This is a genomic window from Falsibacillus pallidus, from assembly GCF_003350505.1.
Classification (GTDB): Bacteria; Bacillota; Bacilli; order Bacillales; family DSM-25281; genus Falsibacillus; species Falsibacillus pallidus.
Map to the genome: position 1 here is coordinate 16828 of NZ_QQAY01000008.1, position 15490 is coordinate 32317.

The following is a 15490-nucleotide window of genomic DNA, read 5'->3' on the forward strand; positions in this document are numbered from 1 at the left end:
GTTCAAAATCAACTGGAGGTGAAGGATATTGAAAGATGTTTTGCTGGAAGTCAACCAGCTTCAAACGGCTTTTAAAAATGATAAGGGTGAAGCGGTTGCTGTAGAAGAAGTGACATTCCGTCTCATGCCTGGTGAAACAATCGGGATTGTAGGGGAATCAGGATGCGGCAAAAGCGTCACTTCGCTATCTGTCATGAGGCTTTTGGGAAGCTCTGGCTATATCAAACAAGGGAACATCAAGCTCGAAGGCGTGGACCTGGCTACGCTTCCTGAATCTCAAATGAGAAAGATCCGCGGAAATGACATTTCAATGATTTTCCAGGAGCCGATGACATCCCTGAATCCCGTCTTCACAATCGGGAATCAAATGATTGAACAGATTGTGCTCCATATGAAGCTATCAAAAAAAGAGGCGAAGAAATATGCCGTGTCCATGCTTCAAAAAGTCGGGATCCCGCGGCCTGAAGCCATTGTGGATGAGTACCCACATAAATTATCCGGCGGGATGAGGCAGAGGGTGATGATTGCCATGGCCTTATCCTGCAATCCGAAGCTTCTGATTGCGGATGAACCGACAACAGCGTTAGATGTAACGATACAGGCTCAAATATTGGAGCTTATGAAGAAAATTAAAGATGAATACAACACGGCGACCATGATCATTTCCCACGATTTGGGGGTCATTGCCGAGATGGCTGATAAGGTGCTTGTCATGTATGCGGGGCAAGTAGTTGAAGAGGCAGATGTTTATACTTTGTTTGACCATCCGAAGCATCCTTATACAAAGGGGCTTATGAAATCCATTCCCCATTTGGAGCATGACCAGCACACGCGTCTTGCTTCCATTCCCGGTACGGTGCCTTCCTTGAATCAGATGCCCAAGGGCTGCCGCTTCCATTCCAGGTGCCCTTACGCATTGAAGAAATGTACAAGTGAAAGGCCGCCGCTTTTGCCTATCAATGACAGCTCCCATCAAGTCAGATGCTGGCTTTATGAAGATCAGCAGCATGATTCTAACGCAGGAAAAAGGGAGGTGCTTGCATGAACGCCATTTCAAAAGAAAACAATCAATTGAATATTCATAGAGAACCAGATTCCCCATTGATCGAGGTGCGTAACCTTAAAAAATACTTCCCTATCAAAAAAGGGATTATTTCGAGGACTGTCGGACATGTCAAAGCGGTAGATGGCTTGGATTTTTCCATCTTTCCAGGTGAAACGCTGGCGCTCGTAGGGGAATCGGGATGCGGAAAATCCACAACTGGACAAGCTATCGTTCAATTGGACCCACAGACTGAGGGGAGCGTCCTTTTTGAAGGGACCGACCTATCCGGGCTGTCTCACTCGGAAATGCGGAAAATGCGGACCCAAATGCAGATTATTTTTCAAGATCCGTATTCTTCCCTTAATCCACGAAAACGGATCGGGGATCTGCTGGCAGAGCCGCTGATCGCACACAAACTGGCAGATAAAAAAGAAGCTTATAAAAAAGCCGATGAAATGCTAGAGATCGTTGGATTGACGAAGTTTTACCGAAGCCGGTATCCTCATGAATTCTCTGGGGGGCAGCGACAGCGGATCGGCATTGCGAGAGCCTTGATCTTAAATCCTAAATTGATTGTCTGCGACGAGCCGGTCTCAGCCCTTGATGTATCCATCCAGGCCCAAGTCCTTAATCTATTGAAAGATTTACAGAAAGAGTTTCAATTAACCTATTTATTCATTGCCCATGGATTGGGAGCCGTGAAATATATCAGCGACCGGATCGCCGTCATGTATCTCGGAAAGATTGTGGAAATTGCGAAGACAGAGGACATTTTTAAAAATCCGAAGCATCCATATACAAAAGTCCTCTTGAGTGCCTATCCGATTCCCAATCCGCACCTTCGTGGACGGGAGAGAATCATCGTACAGGGGGATGTCCCGAATCCGGCCAATCCTCCAAAAGGCTGCAGCTTCCATACCAGATGTCCGATCGCACAGGAAATTTGCAAGGTTGAAGCCCCTGTGTTGAGCGGTGAAGGACATATGGCTGCCTGCCACTTTCCGCATTCACCCATTAGCTAAGAGGAGGGGATCATCGTGTTTCAATACATTGTTCGTCGTTTGCTCATCGCTGTTCCAGTACTTTTTGGCGTAACGATCTTCAGTTTTTTTATTGTTAATCTGGCACCGGGAAACCCTGTTGAGATGCAGTTGAACCCGGATGCGACCGCGGCTGATATCGCGCTGAAAAAAGAAGCGCTTGGATTGAATGATCCGATCTACGTTCAATACATCAGATGGCTTGAGAATCTGGTAAGAGGGGATTTTGGATTTTCCTACAGCACACATGAGCCTGTCATGGGACTTATAGGTGAGAGGCTGATTCCAACGATCATGCTGATGGGGACCGCGCTTCTCATCGCCTATCTCATTGCTATTCCCATCGGAATCATCAGTGCAACTAAGCAATATTCCTGGGTGGACTACTTAACTACCTCATTTTCATTTTTAGGCATTTCCATCCCCCACTTCTTTTTGGGGCTCGGTGCCATTTATGTGTTCGCCATCATCTTTCATCTTGTTCCCACGGGGGGCATGAATACATTGGGAGGCCCAGGGGGATTTGCCGATACGTTTAGCCACCTCATTCTCCCTGCTCTAGTACTCGGAACCGGGATAGCAGGCAATATGGTCCGGTATGTCCGGTCAAGCCTGCTCGAAATTCTGGGGCATGATTTTCTTAGGACGGCACGTGCCAAGGGACTCAAGGAATTCATTGTAGTCAATAAGCATGCTCTAAGAAATGCACTTATTCCCATCATCACCATCATCGGAATCGATATCCCGCTCTTGATTGGAGGAGCCGTTGTCACAGAACAGATATTCCAATGGCCGGGGCTTGGTCAGCTTACCATTCAATCCATCTCATCCAGGGACTATCCGACCTTGATGGCCCTGAATTTCATTGCTGCCATTACAGTCCTTTCATCCAATTTGATTACAGATATCTTATATTCAGTAGCTGATCCGAGAATCAAATACCATTAAGAAGGAGGGGATCCATTTGCCGATTGCCAATGTGAAAATGGAAAATGAAGCCGCCTCTTATCAAAAAGGCGCTGCCTTCAATCTCCATGAAGAATTAGGACAGGAGGAGAGCTACCTAAAGGTCATCCTGAAAAAATTCCTGAAGCACAAGCTTGCGGTGGCGGGCTTGGTCATCTTTTCACTTATCATCCTCATGGCCGTCTTCGCCCCTTGGATAGCGCCGAAAAGTCCTTATTCCATCGCAGATGAATTCGCGGCGCCGCCTTCCAAAGCGCATTTGCTTGGAACGGACCAGGTGGGAAGGGATCTATTGAGCAGGCTGATCTACGCCTCCCGAATATCCCTTTCAGTGGGGCTCGGAGCAGTCGCCATCTATACCGTCATCGGAACCATCCTCGGTGCTGCTGCCGGCTATTTTGGAAAAGCAGTCGATATGATCATCATGAGGATCACGGATGTTTTCATGTCGTTTCCGTATTTGATGGTCATCCTTGTCCTAGTCAGCATTATGGGGCCGAGTTTATTTAATATCATTGTAGTACTTGGCCTGCTCGGTTGGCCGCCAATTGCCCGCATCGTCAGGGGGAGCGTCCTTTCCATTAAAGAGCTGGACTATATCAAAGCTGGGGTGGCATTGGGATATTCCGCGCCAAAGGTCATTTTTCAGCATATCCTTCCAAATTGTTTAGCACCGATTTTAGTCAATGCGACATTTGGGATTGCATCTGCCATCATCATGGAAGCTTCTTTAAGTTTTCTTGGAATGGGCGTGCAGCCGCCGACAGCAAGCTGGGGGAATATGCTGACTGAAGCTCAATCGTTGACAGTGCTTGCGTCGCAGCCGTGGCTTTGGATCCCGCCAGGCATGATGATCCTCTTGTCTGTTCTATCCATCAATTTTATGGGAGATGGACTGAGGGATGCCATGGATCCGAAAAGTTTAAAATAGAAAATTTCAAATTGTGAGCGAGGGGGAAATGAAGATGAAAATTAAGAACATGGCGAAGGTTTGTGCCGCTGCATCCTTTTTATTACTTGGTGCCTGCAGCAGCGCGGGAACAGGAGGAACAGCGAACGGCGGAGGAAGCAAGACGATGTTTTTAGGGATGGTTAATCCTCCGGTCAATTTCAGCACCATCAATTCACCTGATGTGGCCTCATCCTTCATTGAAAAATTTATGTTTGATTCATTTCTTGAAATGGACGGGCCGCAAAACTTTGTTCCAAAGCTCGCGAAATCCTTTGAAACCACTGATAATCAAACCTTTACGATTAAACTGGATCCAGATGCCAAATGGTCGGATGGAAAACCGGTCACTGCAGAGGATGCGGCCTACACATTCAATATGGTGGCCAATCCGAAAGTGGAAACGACAGTAGGAAGCTATTTATCGATGCTCGATGGGCTTGACGACAATGGGAAGCTCAAGGATGGGCAGACAGAAATCCCTTCCGTGAAGGTCGTTGATGATAAAACGCTTCAATTCAAAACAAAAGCGCCAGTGGATCCCAATATGATCAAGGAGCAGCTGGGGACCAAGTTCTTGATTTTGCCTAAACATGTTTTAAGTAAAGTGAAGCCGGAAGACTTAGCGAAAGACTCTTTTTTCTTGAAGCCTGATGTCACCAACGGACCATTTACTTTTGTAGAATACAAGAAAAATCAGGATGTCCAGCTAAAAGCAAATCCTGATTACTACGGAGGCAAACCAAAGCTTGAGAACTTATATGTGAAAATCATGCCGGCACCTAATCTGGCAGCTCAGCTTCAAACAGGGGAGCTCCATATGAACGTGGGGATCGGCATCGGAAAGATTCCGCCGCAGGATTACAAAAGGGTCGAAAAGCTTGATAATGTCAGAACGAAATCTGAAAAGACCATCGGATTCCAGACAATGATGTTCAATACGGAGAAAATCAAGGATGCAAAAGTCCGCCAGGCATTGGTCTATGCACTTGATCGACAGAAAATCGTAGACAAGCTATTAAAAGGATACGGCGAAGTGGTCGATGGACCATATACTTCCGTCAGCCCTTACTTGGACAAGGATTTGAAAGGGTTTAGCTATGATCCTGAAAAAGCGAAGCAGATGCTGAAGGATGCCGGATGGGACTTCGACAAGACGCTTCAGCTCGTGGTGCCGATCGGCAACAAAGTACGTGAACAATCAGCCGATATCATCAGTGAAAACCTAAAGGCAGCAGGGGTGAAGGTGAAGACGACTACTTACGACTTCCCGACCATCATGCAAAAAGGAAAGGCCGGAGATTACGATCTGCTATTAATGGGCTTTACATTTACACTTGACCCGGAAATCTCTTCTCTGTACAGCAGCTCCGGTGCCTATAACTATATGAAATACAGCAACCCAAAAGTTGATGAACTTCTATTGAAAGGGAAGTCTGAACCAGATCCTGATAAACGGAAGGAAATCTACTCAGAACTGCAGAAAATCTGGGATGAAGATATGCCGATCATCACGCTTTACTCTGATGACGACTTTGATGCCATTTCCAAACAAGTGAAAAAAGGAGAGCCGCGCGTATTCGGCTTCCATAAGGATATAGTGGACTGGTCCGTTGCAGGGGCGAAATAATAGAGTAATAGCAAAAGAGAAGGCGAATTAGCCTTCTCTTTTGCTTAGTTTTGTGAAATTGATGCCGCTTCGTCAGCGAGTGTTTCTTCTTGCTCGTCATCCATAACGACGTTGTAGACTTTCCAGCTGCCATCTTCTGTTTTCTTTAGGTAGGCAGTGTTCGAGCCGTTTACGTTCAAGGAGAAGTTTCCATCAGGGAAAGTGCTTGTCACTTTGTATTGGAAATCATTCACGTGAACTTTTGCAAAATGTGTGCTGGAAGAAAGGACTGTCAATGTGAATGGTTTAATGATTTCTATTTTTAATGAAGAACCATCTTCAGTATTATAGGCATCTACCATATCAACGTTATCCTGCGACATTGCAAATTGATAGTCAGTTGTAGTTTGATTATATAAATCTGTTAATTTTGCTTTATCCAGAGCGTTCAAATAAGTGATTTCATCATTATTAAGTTTTGACACAACATCCATTAAAGCAGAATCTGCTGGTTTATCAACACTTTCCTGCTGCAATGCACGATGGATCATGACCATTGCCTGCGCACGTGTCGCAAATGTGTGGGGCTTGAATAGTTCCCCATACCCTTTAACAATCCCGTTTGCAGATGTCTTATTGATAGCATCATAGGCGAAATTGTCTTTTGTCACATCTTTGAATGCGATTCCGTTAGACTTGAATTGAATATTATTTTGGAATGCACGGTAAATCATAGCGGCTGCTTGATCGCGTGTGATTTTTGCGTTAGGCGCAAAAGTACCGTCAAGTTTCCCGTTTACAATTCCTAAAGAACTTGCAGTTTGGATATATGGGAAAGACCAGTCAGTCTTCTTCACATCGGAAAATGTCTTAGCAGTCCCGTCCATTTTCAACCCTAAAGCATTGACTAGTATTTTAGTGAATTGCGCTCTAGTAATAGAATCTTCCGGTTTAATATAAACATAGGAGAATTCTTCGTCCAACTCGTTGTCATACTCAGTTACGACCTGGCCATCGATGATGCCGGCATTAATGAAATCATCCAATTCGTCATATGCCCAATAATCGTAGTCTAAATCTTCCGGGATATACATATCCCATGTTTTCTGCGCCGCAGATGCAGTCGCAAATGGTGCAGAGATTACCGCCAGTGCAAGGACTAGCAACATAAAAAATTTCTTCAATCTGTGTGACTCCCCTCAATATATATGGACTAAATCCAAACTTAATTATATGGTTTGTTAAAAATGTTACAAGTGGATATTAGTGGGAAAATAATGAGTTTTTTCTATTAAATATGTAGTCAATTTCTAGAAGATTTTTGCTATAATAAGTGAAAAGATGGAAATAGAAAGGAAGATACATATGTTTAAAAAAATCGCTGCCGATGCACTGGGACTCTCTGATATCGGGACAATCATCTCACCTGCGGATTATGACAAAACAGATGCAGACGACTATGTGATGCATGAAGATGATGAAAAAATTTACTTCTTGATTAAAACAAAAGCAGATGAATACTGCTTTACCAATCTTGCCATCATCCATGTAGACGGGGAAAGCGCCGTATCCTCCAAGCGGACATTGAAGAGATATCCATATTCCCAATATAAGATTTCCCATGTCCTGCTTGAGACTGCCGGAAAAATCGATATGGACGTTGAAATCAAATTCATGGTTGGAAACGAGAAGTTTGACATTGATGTCCGCAAAGACCAAATCGAACAATTGAAGGATTTGTACAAATCTCTACTTAGAATCGCAGAGATCACACATGAAAACAGCATCCATATGGATATGGCAGCGCAGAGCCTGGACAAAGCAGTCTCTATTTTGCAAAACTCCCGTACAGATGACCAGAACCTTTCTGACACATATAAAAACCTTACAGATTTCGGCTTCACCTGGATGACTTCCGTCCGTGAACAGTACCACGAAAAAGATTTTGGAAGCGTCTATGAAAAATATATTAATAACTAATTTGCAATCGAGAAGGCTCGCCGTTTAGGCGGGTCTTTTTATGTGTGTAATGGTTGGGTTCTTTAAAAATATGAAAGCGGTTTTGCAGGAAAAAAGAAGGAGACAACGAATTGCATAAATATGCCATGTTTGAAACATGTATAGCGTTTACTCCTTTTAGTGAGAGGGTATCATGTTGAATAGCGTCTGAATTTTAAAAAAGTACAGAAAGGGGTATGATCTTGTCTGACTTATTACATATCAAATTAAATGGAGCGGATATTGAAGCGGCAGGGGATCAAACAATCCTCGACCTTGTAAACGGAAGCTCCGTTGAAGTGCCTCACGTATGCTATCATCCCAGCCTTGGCCCCATCGAAACCTGCGATACGTGTTTAGTGAGGGTAAATGGCGAATTTGTCCGTGCCTGCTCCACCAAACTTAAGGATGGAGATATGGTGGACACGATTTCTGATGAAGTAAAAGAAGCCCAGATGATTGGGATCAACAGGATCCTCGGAAATCATGAGCTTTATTGCACTGTCTGCGACTACAACAATGGTTCCTGCGAAGTCCATAATGCTGTAAGGGAAATGCACGTGAATCACCAGACCATCCCGTTTTCACAGAAGCCTTATCCTGAAGACAACTCCAATCCATTTTACCGGTACGATCCGGACCAGTGCATCCTTTGCGGGCGCTGTGTTGAGGCATGCCAGGATGTCCAGGTGACAGAAACTTTATCCATCGATTGGAGTCTTGAGAGGCCGCGTGTCATTTGGGATAACAATGTGCCAATCAATGAATCTTCTTGCGTTTCTTGCGGACACTGCTCCACTGTCTGTCCTTGCAATGCCATGATGGAAAAAGGAATGGTAGGGGAAACCGGCTATCTGACCGGCATCGCTAAAAAGACCCTCAGACCTATGATTGAAATAACCAAAAATGTAGAAACCGGTTATGGCTCCATTTTGACCATTTCAGATATGGAATCGGTCATGAGGGAAGAAAGAATCAAGAAAACGAAGACCGTTTGTACATTCTGCGGGGTTGGCTGTTCCTTCGATGTTTGGACAAAGGGACGCGAAATTTTGAAAGTAGAACCTCAGCAGGATTCGCCTGCCAATGGAATTTCAACATGTGTCAAAGGGAAATTCGGCTGGGATTTCGTCAACAGTGAAGAACGCCTGACCAAGCCGTTGATCCGTGAAGGGGATACGTTCAGGGAAGCAGAGTGGGATGAAGCCTTAACCCTAATCTCCAGTAAGTTTAACGAAATCAAAAAAGAGCATGGACCGGATGCGCTTACATTCATCAGCTCCTCCAAGTGTACCAACGAGGAATCCTATTTAATGCAGAAGCTGGCAAGGGCTGTCATCGGTACGAACAATATCGACAACTGTTCCCGCTACTGTCAGACCCCTGCGACGATGGGCCTTTCACGAACCGTCGGATATGGCGGGGACGCCGGCACCATCAAGGATATTGAAAACGCCGGCCTAATTTTAGTTGTCGGGTCAAATACATCTGAATCCCATCCGGTGCTGGCAACGAGAGTGAAAAGATCCCATAAACTGCGTGGTCAGAAGCTGATCGTGGCGGATATCCGCAAACATGAAATGGCCGAGCGTTCGGATTTATTCATACAGCCGAAACCGGGCTCCGACATCGTCTGGCTTTCCGCTGTCACCAAATATATCATCGACCAGGGATGGGCGGATGCATCATTTATCCGGAACCGCGTAAATGGTTTTGAAGAGTACAAATCCAACTTGGAAAAATTCACATTGGAATATGCAGAAAAGGCGACAGGCATCAGCCAGGAGACATTGATCCAGATCGCAGAGACGATCCATGAAGCAGATGGCACATGCATTCTGTGGGCCATGGGGGTCACTCAGCATCTTGGCGGAAGCGACACAAGCACCGCCATTTCCAATCTCCTTCTTGTGACAGGAAACTATGGAAGACCGGGAGCAGGTGCGTATCCTCTTCGCGGGCATAACAATGTCCAAGGGGCAAGCGATTTTGGCAGCATGCCGAACCAGTTCCCATCCTATGAAAAAGTAGCGGATGATAAAGTCCGTGAGAAATATGAACGCGGCTGGGGCGTAAAGCTTCCGGCAGAACCTGGATTGAATAACCATGAAATGATCAAGGGCATCCATGACGGACATGTGAAAGCCATGTATGTCAAAGGCGAAGAAATGGGCGTTGTAGATTCCAACTTGAATTTTGTCCATGAAGCTTTTGAAAAACTGGATTTCTTCGTGGTTCAGGATATTTTCTTCTCAAGAACTGCGCAATTTGCAGATGTCGTCCTGCCAGCAAGCCCGAGCCTTGAAAAAGAAGGGACATTCACAAATACTGAGCGAAGGATCCAGCGTTTGTATCAAGTGTTTGAACCGCTTGGGGATTCAAAGCCTGACTGGGTCATCCTGACTGAAATCGCGAACCGGATGGGTGCCAACTGGAACTACAGCCACCCGAGCGACATCATGGCAGAAGCTGTGCAGCTTGCACCTCTTTTTGCCGGAGTCAATTATGAAAGGCTTGAAGGATATAAAAGCCTATGCTGGCCGGTCGAATCGGACGGAAGGGATACGCCGCTTCTTTTCACAGAAGACTTCCCATTTGATGATGGAAGGGCGAAACTTTATCCGGTCGATTGGACAGAGCCGCTGGAATTCGATGAGCAGTATGATATCCATGTCAACAATGGACGCCTTCTTGAGCATTTCCATGAAGGCAATTTAACCTATAAATCCAAAGGGATCTCTGAAAAGACGCCAAGCACCTTCCTGGAAGTTTCACCAGAGCTTGCAAAGGAAAGGGGCTTGAAGGATGGAACGCTAGTAAGGTTGTCCACTCCTTATGGAAACCTGAAAGTGAAATGCCATATCACCGATCGGGTGAAAGGCAAGGAAGTTTACCTGCCGATGAACGATTCCGGCGATTCAGCCATCAACCTTCTTACAAGCAGCAAGGCCGACAAAGATACGGATACCCCTGCTTATAAAGAGGTAAAGGCGAAGCTTGAGATTTTAAGCCAGGAAGGAGTCAATCCACTTCCGAAAATCAACCACCGCTATGGAAACCCTCAGCCGCAATTAGGCGTGCAGGTCCAGAAGAAATGGGCAAGGGAAGACTATGTATTCCCAGGTGACCTTGTGCGGAAGGAGGAAAAGAAACATGGCTAAAGCAACCACCAATATCCAGCAGATGGTCATGACCGAAGAGGAAAAGCGGACGAAAGATTTGCGGGAAGTCGAGGATGCCCTCATAAAAAACAAGACAGCCATATTGGAATCACTCGACATTCTTGGACATATGCATGATAGAGGGATATTGTCCATGTTGCAAGGTCTATTGGGCCAAGGGGATAAAGTTCTTGATGTTCTTGTCCACGCTGTCGATAAACCTGAAAATACTAATACAATCAAAAATCTACTGCTTATGTTCGGGGTTCTTGGCACTCTGGATGTCAAGCATCTTGAGCCGCTGCTGCTGAAAATCAATGCAGGAATCGCCCGAGTCAATTCTGAGGTGAAAGACAAGGAAGAGAAGAAAACAAGCTACTTTGAATTGGCCAAATCATTAAAGGATCCGGAGGTCAATCGAACAATCACCATGGCGCTCAATTTCTTGAAAGGCATGGGAGAAGCAACAGAACACATGGAAAAAACCACTAATGATACAAGGGATCAAGTGAAAAACAAGGAAAAGACGTTCAAGGTTTGATTTAAGGGGAGGCAAGCGGATGGACATTCGTTTCATCCGCTTGTCAAAATGAAAAATCGGACAAAGGAAAGAGGGAAACCAAATATGGGGAAAACGAAGAATCGCTGGCTGATTGCTGCCGCCGCCGTGGGGATTCACATTTCAATTGGTTCTGTATATTCCTGGAGTGTTTTCACAAACCCGCTGAAAGATAAGCATGGGTGGGATTTGAGCGCTGTATCGCTGACATTCAGCATTGCTATCCTATTTCTTGGTCTTTCTGCAGCATTCATGGGGCATTTTGTTGAACGATACGGCCCGCGGAAATCGGGCATCATTGCATCCCTTTGTTTCGGGATCGGCCTTATTGGCGCCGGTTTTGCAGATAGTATCGGGTCTTTGTATTTATTATATTTCTTCTATGGAATGCTTGGCGGAATCGGCCTTGGAATCGGGTACATCACACCGGTTTCATCACTCGTCAAATGGTTCCCGGATCGCCGCGGCTTGGCAACCGGGCTCGCCATCATGGGATTTGGGTTTGCTTCATTGATTGCCAGTCCGATTATTGCCAAACTGATTACAAATGTCGGCATCAGCAATACCTTCTACCTCCTTGGCGCTGTCTACTTCGTCATCATGATCCTTTCATCCCTTTATTTGGCGCCTCCTGAAGAAGGCTGGATGCCTGCTGGAATGAAAGAGGATGAGAAGAAAGCAGAGAACTCATCAGGAGACTTGGCGCAGCTGACCGCAAATGAAGCGGTCAAAACCATTCGATTCTGGGCGCTGTGGGCCATGCTCTTCATCAACGTCACCTGTGGGATTGCCGTGATTTCCGTCGCTTCTCCGATGGCGCAGGATATCGCTGGTCTTAGTGCAGCGGCTGCCGCAACGATGGTCGGCATCATGGGGCTTTTCAATGGATTTGGCCGAATCGGATGGGCTTCCATTTCAGACTATATCGGACGTCCGAACGTGTATACAATCTTTTTCATCCTTCAGACTGTCGCATTCCTTTTACTTCCGAATGTCACAAATGCTTTGCTGTTCCAAATCATCATCTTCGTGATTTTAACGTGCTATGGAGGTGGATTTGCATCCATTCCTGCCTATATCGGCGACTTGTTTGGCACGAAGGAACTTGGAGCGATTCATGGATACATCCTTACAGCATGGGCTGCAGCAGGGCTGGTCGGACCACTGGTTGTTTCGTGGATCCGTGAAACCACTGACAGCTATTCGTTGACCCTTTATATTTTTGTAGCGGCATTTGTCGTTGCGCTGATCATTTCTCTCTTGATCCGTGTCAATATTAAAAAGCTCCGGATGAAAATGGATAACCACTCATCCGAAGTAGTGAATCACTGATAAAAAAGAGGGGCTGCCATTCGCGGGGAGTCCCTTTTTTAAGAGATAAGAAAGTATAAAAAATCAGAGTGAAATCTGTCCAGCTCCAGCGCCTAGCCCCTCGAGGTCATAAGCCGCACCTCTACGGAAATCAGGATTTCCTTCGAGTTCCGTCTTATGCAGGTCGGGGCTGACCAAGGCGCTTGCGCTTTTCTAATACATAATGAAAGTGGGAGGTGCAAGCATGAAGCAGACGTCTGTGAATCGTAAAATCATTCGCGTGGATAATGGACAAGCAGTCGAAATGGACGATCGAATTGTGACTGAATATCCTTTAACCATTAAAATCAATGGGGAAGAGTTTGTGACCATGGTCTGCACACCGGAATACATAGAAGACATGGCGGTCGGGTACCTCGCTTCAGAAGGCGTCATTCGCCGCTATAATGAAATTGAGGATATTTGGGTACAAGAGGACAAAGGATTCATTCATATTAAGACGAACAACCCCAACCCCCTTTATCAGCAGTTCCAGAATAAGCGCTACGTCACTTCCTGCTGCGGAATGAGCAGGCAGGGATTTGTTTTCGTCAATGATAAAAGGACTGCCAAGATCATGAAGGAGAAGAATGTGTTTCTTACTCCGGATGAATGTCTGCGCCTGATGAAAGATATGCAGTCCCAAGCGGACATGTTCAAACAGACTGGCGGAGTCCATAATGCGGCACTATGCGATAAGTCCGGCATCCTGTTGAGCCGGATGGATATCGGCAGGCATAACGCATTGGATAAAATTTATGGCTACTGCCTGAAAAATGGAATAGGGATGGATGGAAAAATCATTGCATTCAGCGGAAGACTTTCCTCTGAAATTTTATTAAAAGTGGCTAAAATCGGATGTGAAGTCGTCCTATCCAAGTCCGCCCCAACCGAACTGGCTCTGGAGCAAGCGGAGGAACTAGGGATTACGACTGTGGGATTCATAAGGGGAAATTCGATGAACATATATACACATCCAGAACGGATCATCAGGGAGGGGAATTAAGTTGGTAGAAAAAAGAACACCCATTGCCGTTTCAGAAGCGGTAAAAAGAGTGATGAAATATGCAGCGGCAGGAGAGAAAGAAACCGTCGAAATTGAAAATGCATGCGGCCGGTATTTGGCAGAGCCGCTCATGGCAGATCATGACGTTCCGGCATTTGACCGCTCCCCGTATGACGGATTCGCCTTAAGGGCAGAGGATACTGATGGCTTAAGCTCCAGCAATCCTGGCCGATTTGAAGTCATCGGGCAGATTGGTGCAGGTTCAGTTTTTAACGGAACAGTAGGTCCCAATCAAGCAGTAAGGATCATGACAGGAGCACAGATTCCGGAAGGCTGCAATGCCGTCATCATGCTGGAATTGACAAAAGAGATCGGTTCATCCATCGAAATCAAGCGCTCTTTAATCAAGGGTGAGAATATTTCCTTTAAAGGCGAGGACACACAGAAAGGAACAGTCCTGGCAGAAAGAGGAACACTGATCAATGCAGGCATTGTTGCGCTGTTGGCGACATTTGGCTATAAAAATGTGCCCGTTGCGAGAAAACCGGTGGTCGGGGTGCTCGCCACAGGCAGCGAGCTATTGGATATAGATGAACCCATGCAGCCCGGAAAGATCCGCAACAGCAACACCTATATGCTCCTCGGTCAAATCGAAAGGGCAGGCGGAAAGCCAATTTATCTTGGCAAACTGGATGATAACTTGGAAGAATGCTATAAAGCAGTCGCAGAAGCTATGGAAAAAGTGGACATCCTCATCACAACCGGAGGCGTTTCCGTCGGAGACTACGATTATTTGCCGGCGATCTATGAAAAACTGGGGGCAGAGGTCCTATTCAATAAAATCGGCATGCGTCCAGGCAGTGTCACAACCGTTGCCCAGTCAAACGGAAAGCTCCTATTCGGATTATCCGGAAATCCATCGGCCTGCTATGTCGGGTTCGAACTGTTTGTGCGGCCCGTTTTGCGGACAAATCTTTTCAATACCCGCCCTCATTTAAGGAAAGCACGTGCGCGGCTGGCATTAGACTTTTCCAAAGCGAATCCTTTCACTAGGTTCGTAAGAGGAACATTACAGTATGACGAGGCTGGAACCTTGTCAGCAGCCCCATCGGGATTTGATAAATCAAGCGCCGTTTCGTCTCTTGCCTCTGCGGACGTGCTCATCGTATTGCCAGGCGGGACAAGGGGCTATCAGGAAGGGATGCTCGTTGATATCCTTCTCCTAGAAGACCAAAACGGAAGTGAGTGGCCATGGGAAAACATCGTCGCATCCTACAAATAGTCGGCTACCAAAACAGCGGCAAAACAACGCTGATCGAAAAGTTGATTCGGCGGTTAAGCGAGTCCGGACTCGAAACAGGAGTCATCAAACATCATGGACATGGGGGGGAGCCTGAGATTGGTACGCCTTCAAAAGACAGCACCCGAACATTTAAAGCGGGTGCTGCGGTATCAGGCGTTGAGGGCGACGGGGTCCTCCAGCTCGCTGCCAGAGTATCCGAATGGAATCTCGAGAAGTGGCTGGAATTCTATGCGTTCTTTTCGGTGGATGTGCTTTTGGTGGAAGGCTATAAAAAAGAGGACTATCCGAAAGTAGTGCTTGTGAGGAGTGCCGAGGACTGGGAAGAACTGCGGAATTTGTCCAACATCCAATGCGTGATCTCAATGGAGGCGCAGATTGTGGATGGCGGCATCCCGGTCTATACCCGGGAGCAGGAAGCGGAGTATATGGAATATTTGATGGAATCCCTCTTGTGAAAGGGGGATTTTTTTGTTTGGAATGGGGGAAGTTGAGCGGTTGCTGTCC

General features: G+C 46.2%; 13 protein-coding genes. 12 read left to right on the plus strand and 1 reads right to left on the minus strand.

Annotation, left to right across the window (positions count from 1 at the left end; translation table 11 throughout):
* Positions 1-28: 28 nt before the first annotated feature.
* From DFR59_RS12690 to DFR59_RS12710, 5 genes are read left to right on the plus strand one after another with little or no spacing between them, the layout of a single operon-like run.
* On the plus strand, positions 29-1045 hold the full coding sequence (locus tag DFR59_RS12690) for an ABC transporter ATP-binding protein (protein ID WP_114746033.1): 1017 nt from the start codon (positions 29-31) through the stop codon (positions 1043-1045).
* Entirely contained in the window at positions 1042-2067 is a 1026-nt protein-coding gene (locus tag DFR59_RS12695) for an ABC transporter ATP-binding protein (RefSeq protein WP_114746034.1), read from the plus strand. Before DFR59_RS12690 ends, DFR59_RS12695 begins: the two co-directional genes overlap by 4 nt.
* A 15-nt stretch (positions 2068-2082) precedes the next feature.
* Positions 2083-3033, plus strand: coding sequence for an ABC transporter permease (locus DFR59_RS12700; RefSeq protein WP_211318555.1), 951 nt, complete (start codon positions 2083-2085; stop codon positions 3031-3033).
* A 16-nt stretch (positions 3034-3049) separates the two neighbouring features.
* Positions 3050-3982 (plus strand): oligopeptide ABC transporter permease, encoded by a 933-nt coding sequence (opp4C, locus tag DFR59_RS12705; RefSeq protein ID WP_425454709.1) that lies wholly within the window; start codon positions 3050-3052, stop codon positions 3980-3982.
* A gap of 34 nt (positions 3983-4016) precedes the next feature.
* Positions 4017-5630, plus strand: coding sequence for an ABC transporter substrate-binding protein (locus tag DFR59_RS12710; RefSeq protein ID WP_245948483.1), 1614 nt, complete (start codon positions 4017-4019; stop codon positions 5628-5630).
* A gap of 44 nt (positions 5631-5674) precedes the next feature.
* On the opposite strand, the gene DFR59_RS12715 is transcribed toward DFR59_RS12710, so the two are convergent.
* Positions 5675-6793 carry an S-layer homology domain-containing protein gene (locus DFR59_RS12715; RefSeq protein WP_114746036.1) on the minus strand — a complete coding sequence of 373 codons (1119 nt, stop codon included), beginning with the start codon at positions 6791-6793 and terminating at the stop codon, positions 5675-5677.
* Positions 6794-6974: 181 nt separating this feature from the next.
* Between DFR59_RS12715 and DFR59_RS12720 the strand changes: the two genes are divergently transcribed.
* From DFR59_RS12720 to mobB, 7 genes are all read left to right on the plus strand, one after another.
* Positions 6975-7589 (plus strand): PH domain-containing protein, encoded by a 615-nt coding sequence (locus DFR59_RS12720; protein ID WP_114746037.1) that lies wholly within the window; start codon positions 6975-6977, stop codon positions 7587-7589.
* A gap of 215 nt (positions 7590-7804) precedes the next feature.
* The gene (gene fdhF / locus DFR59_RS12725; RefSeq protein ID WP_114746038.1) at positions 7805-10768 is read left to right on the plus strand and encodes a formate dehydrogenase subunit alpha; all 2964 of its coding nucleotides are present in this window, start codon (positions 7805-7807) and stop codon (positions 10766-10768) included.
* Positions 10761-11309 (plus strand): helical membrane plugin domain-containing protein, encoded by a 549-nt coding sequence (locus DFR59_RS12730; protein WP_114746039.1) that lies wholly within the window; start codon positions 10761-10763, stop codon positions 11307-11309. Before fdhF ends, DFR59_RS12730 begins: the two co-directional genes overlap by 8 nt.
* 84 nt (positions 11310-11393) lie before the next feature.
* A complete protein-coding gene (locus tag DFR59_RS12735) occupies positions 11394-12659 on the plus strand; it encodes an L-lactate MFS transporter (protein WP_114746040.1) in 1266 nt (421 codons plus the stop codon).
* Positions 12660-12882: 223 nt separating this feature from the next.
* Complete coding sequence (gene fdhD, locus DFR59_RS12740) at positions 12883-13683, plus strand: formate dehydrogenase accessory sulfurtransferase FdhD (RefSeq protein WP_114746041.1); 801 nt, start codon at positions 12883-12885, stop codon at positions 13681-13683.
* A gap of 1 nt (position 13684) precedes the next feature.
* Positions 13685-14965: a molybdopterin molybdotransferase MoeA gene (locus DFR59_RS12745; RefSeq protein ID WP_147278273.1), complete on the plus strand. Its 1281-nt coding sequence runs from the start codon at positions 13685-13687 to the stop codon at positions 14963-14965.
* Positions 14935-15441 (plus strand): molybdopterin-guanine dinucleotide biosynthesis protein B, encoded by a 507-nt coding sequence (mobB, locus tag DFR59_RS12750; RefSeq protein WP_211318556.1) that lies wholly within the window; start codon positions 14935-14937, stop codon positions 15439-15441. The genes DFR59_RS12745 and mobB overlap by 31 nt, the downstream gene beginning before the upstream one ends.
* The last annotated feature ends 49 nt before the right edge of the window (positions 15442-15490 follow it).

What these genes read in the sequence shown, in the direction of transcription:
- DFR59_RS12695 (WP_114746034.1), top strand. Translation starts at nt 1,042, where the DNA reads ATGAACGCCATTTCAAAAGAAAACAATCAATTGAATATTCATAGAGAA.
- DFR59_RS12720 (WP_114746037.1), top strand. Translation starts at nt 6,975, where the DNA reads ATGTTTAAAAAAATCGCTGCCGATGCACTGGGACTCTCTGATATCGGG.
- DFR59_RS12710 (WP_245948483.1), top strand. Translation starts at nt 4,017, where the DNA reads ATGAAAATTAAGAACATGGCGAAGGTTTGTGCCGCTGCATCCTTTTTA.
- mobB (WP_211318556.1), top strand. Translation starts at nt 14,935, where the DNA reads ATGGGAAAACATCGTCGCATCCTACAAATAGTCGGCTACCAAAACAGC.
- DFR59_RS12730 (WP_114746039.1), top strand. Translation starts at nt 10,761, where the DNA reads ATGGCTAAAGCAACCACCAATATCCAGCAGATGGTCATGACCGAAGAG.
- DFR59_RS12735 (WP_114746040.1), top strand. Translation starts at nt 11,394, where the DNA reads ATGGGGAAAACGAAGAATCGCTGGCTGATTGCTGCCGCCGCCGTGGGG.
- fdhF (WP_114746038.1), top strand. Translation starts at nt 7,805, where the DNA reads ATGATCTTGTCTGACTTATTACATATCAAATTAAATGGAGCGGATATT.
- fdhD (WP_114746041.1), top strand. Translation starts at nt 12,883, where the DNA reads ATGAAGCAGACGTCTGTGAATCGTAAAATCATTCGCGTGGATAATGGA.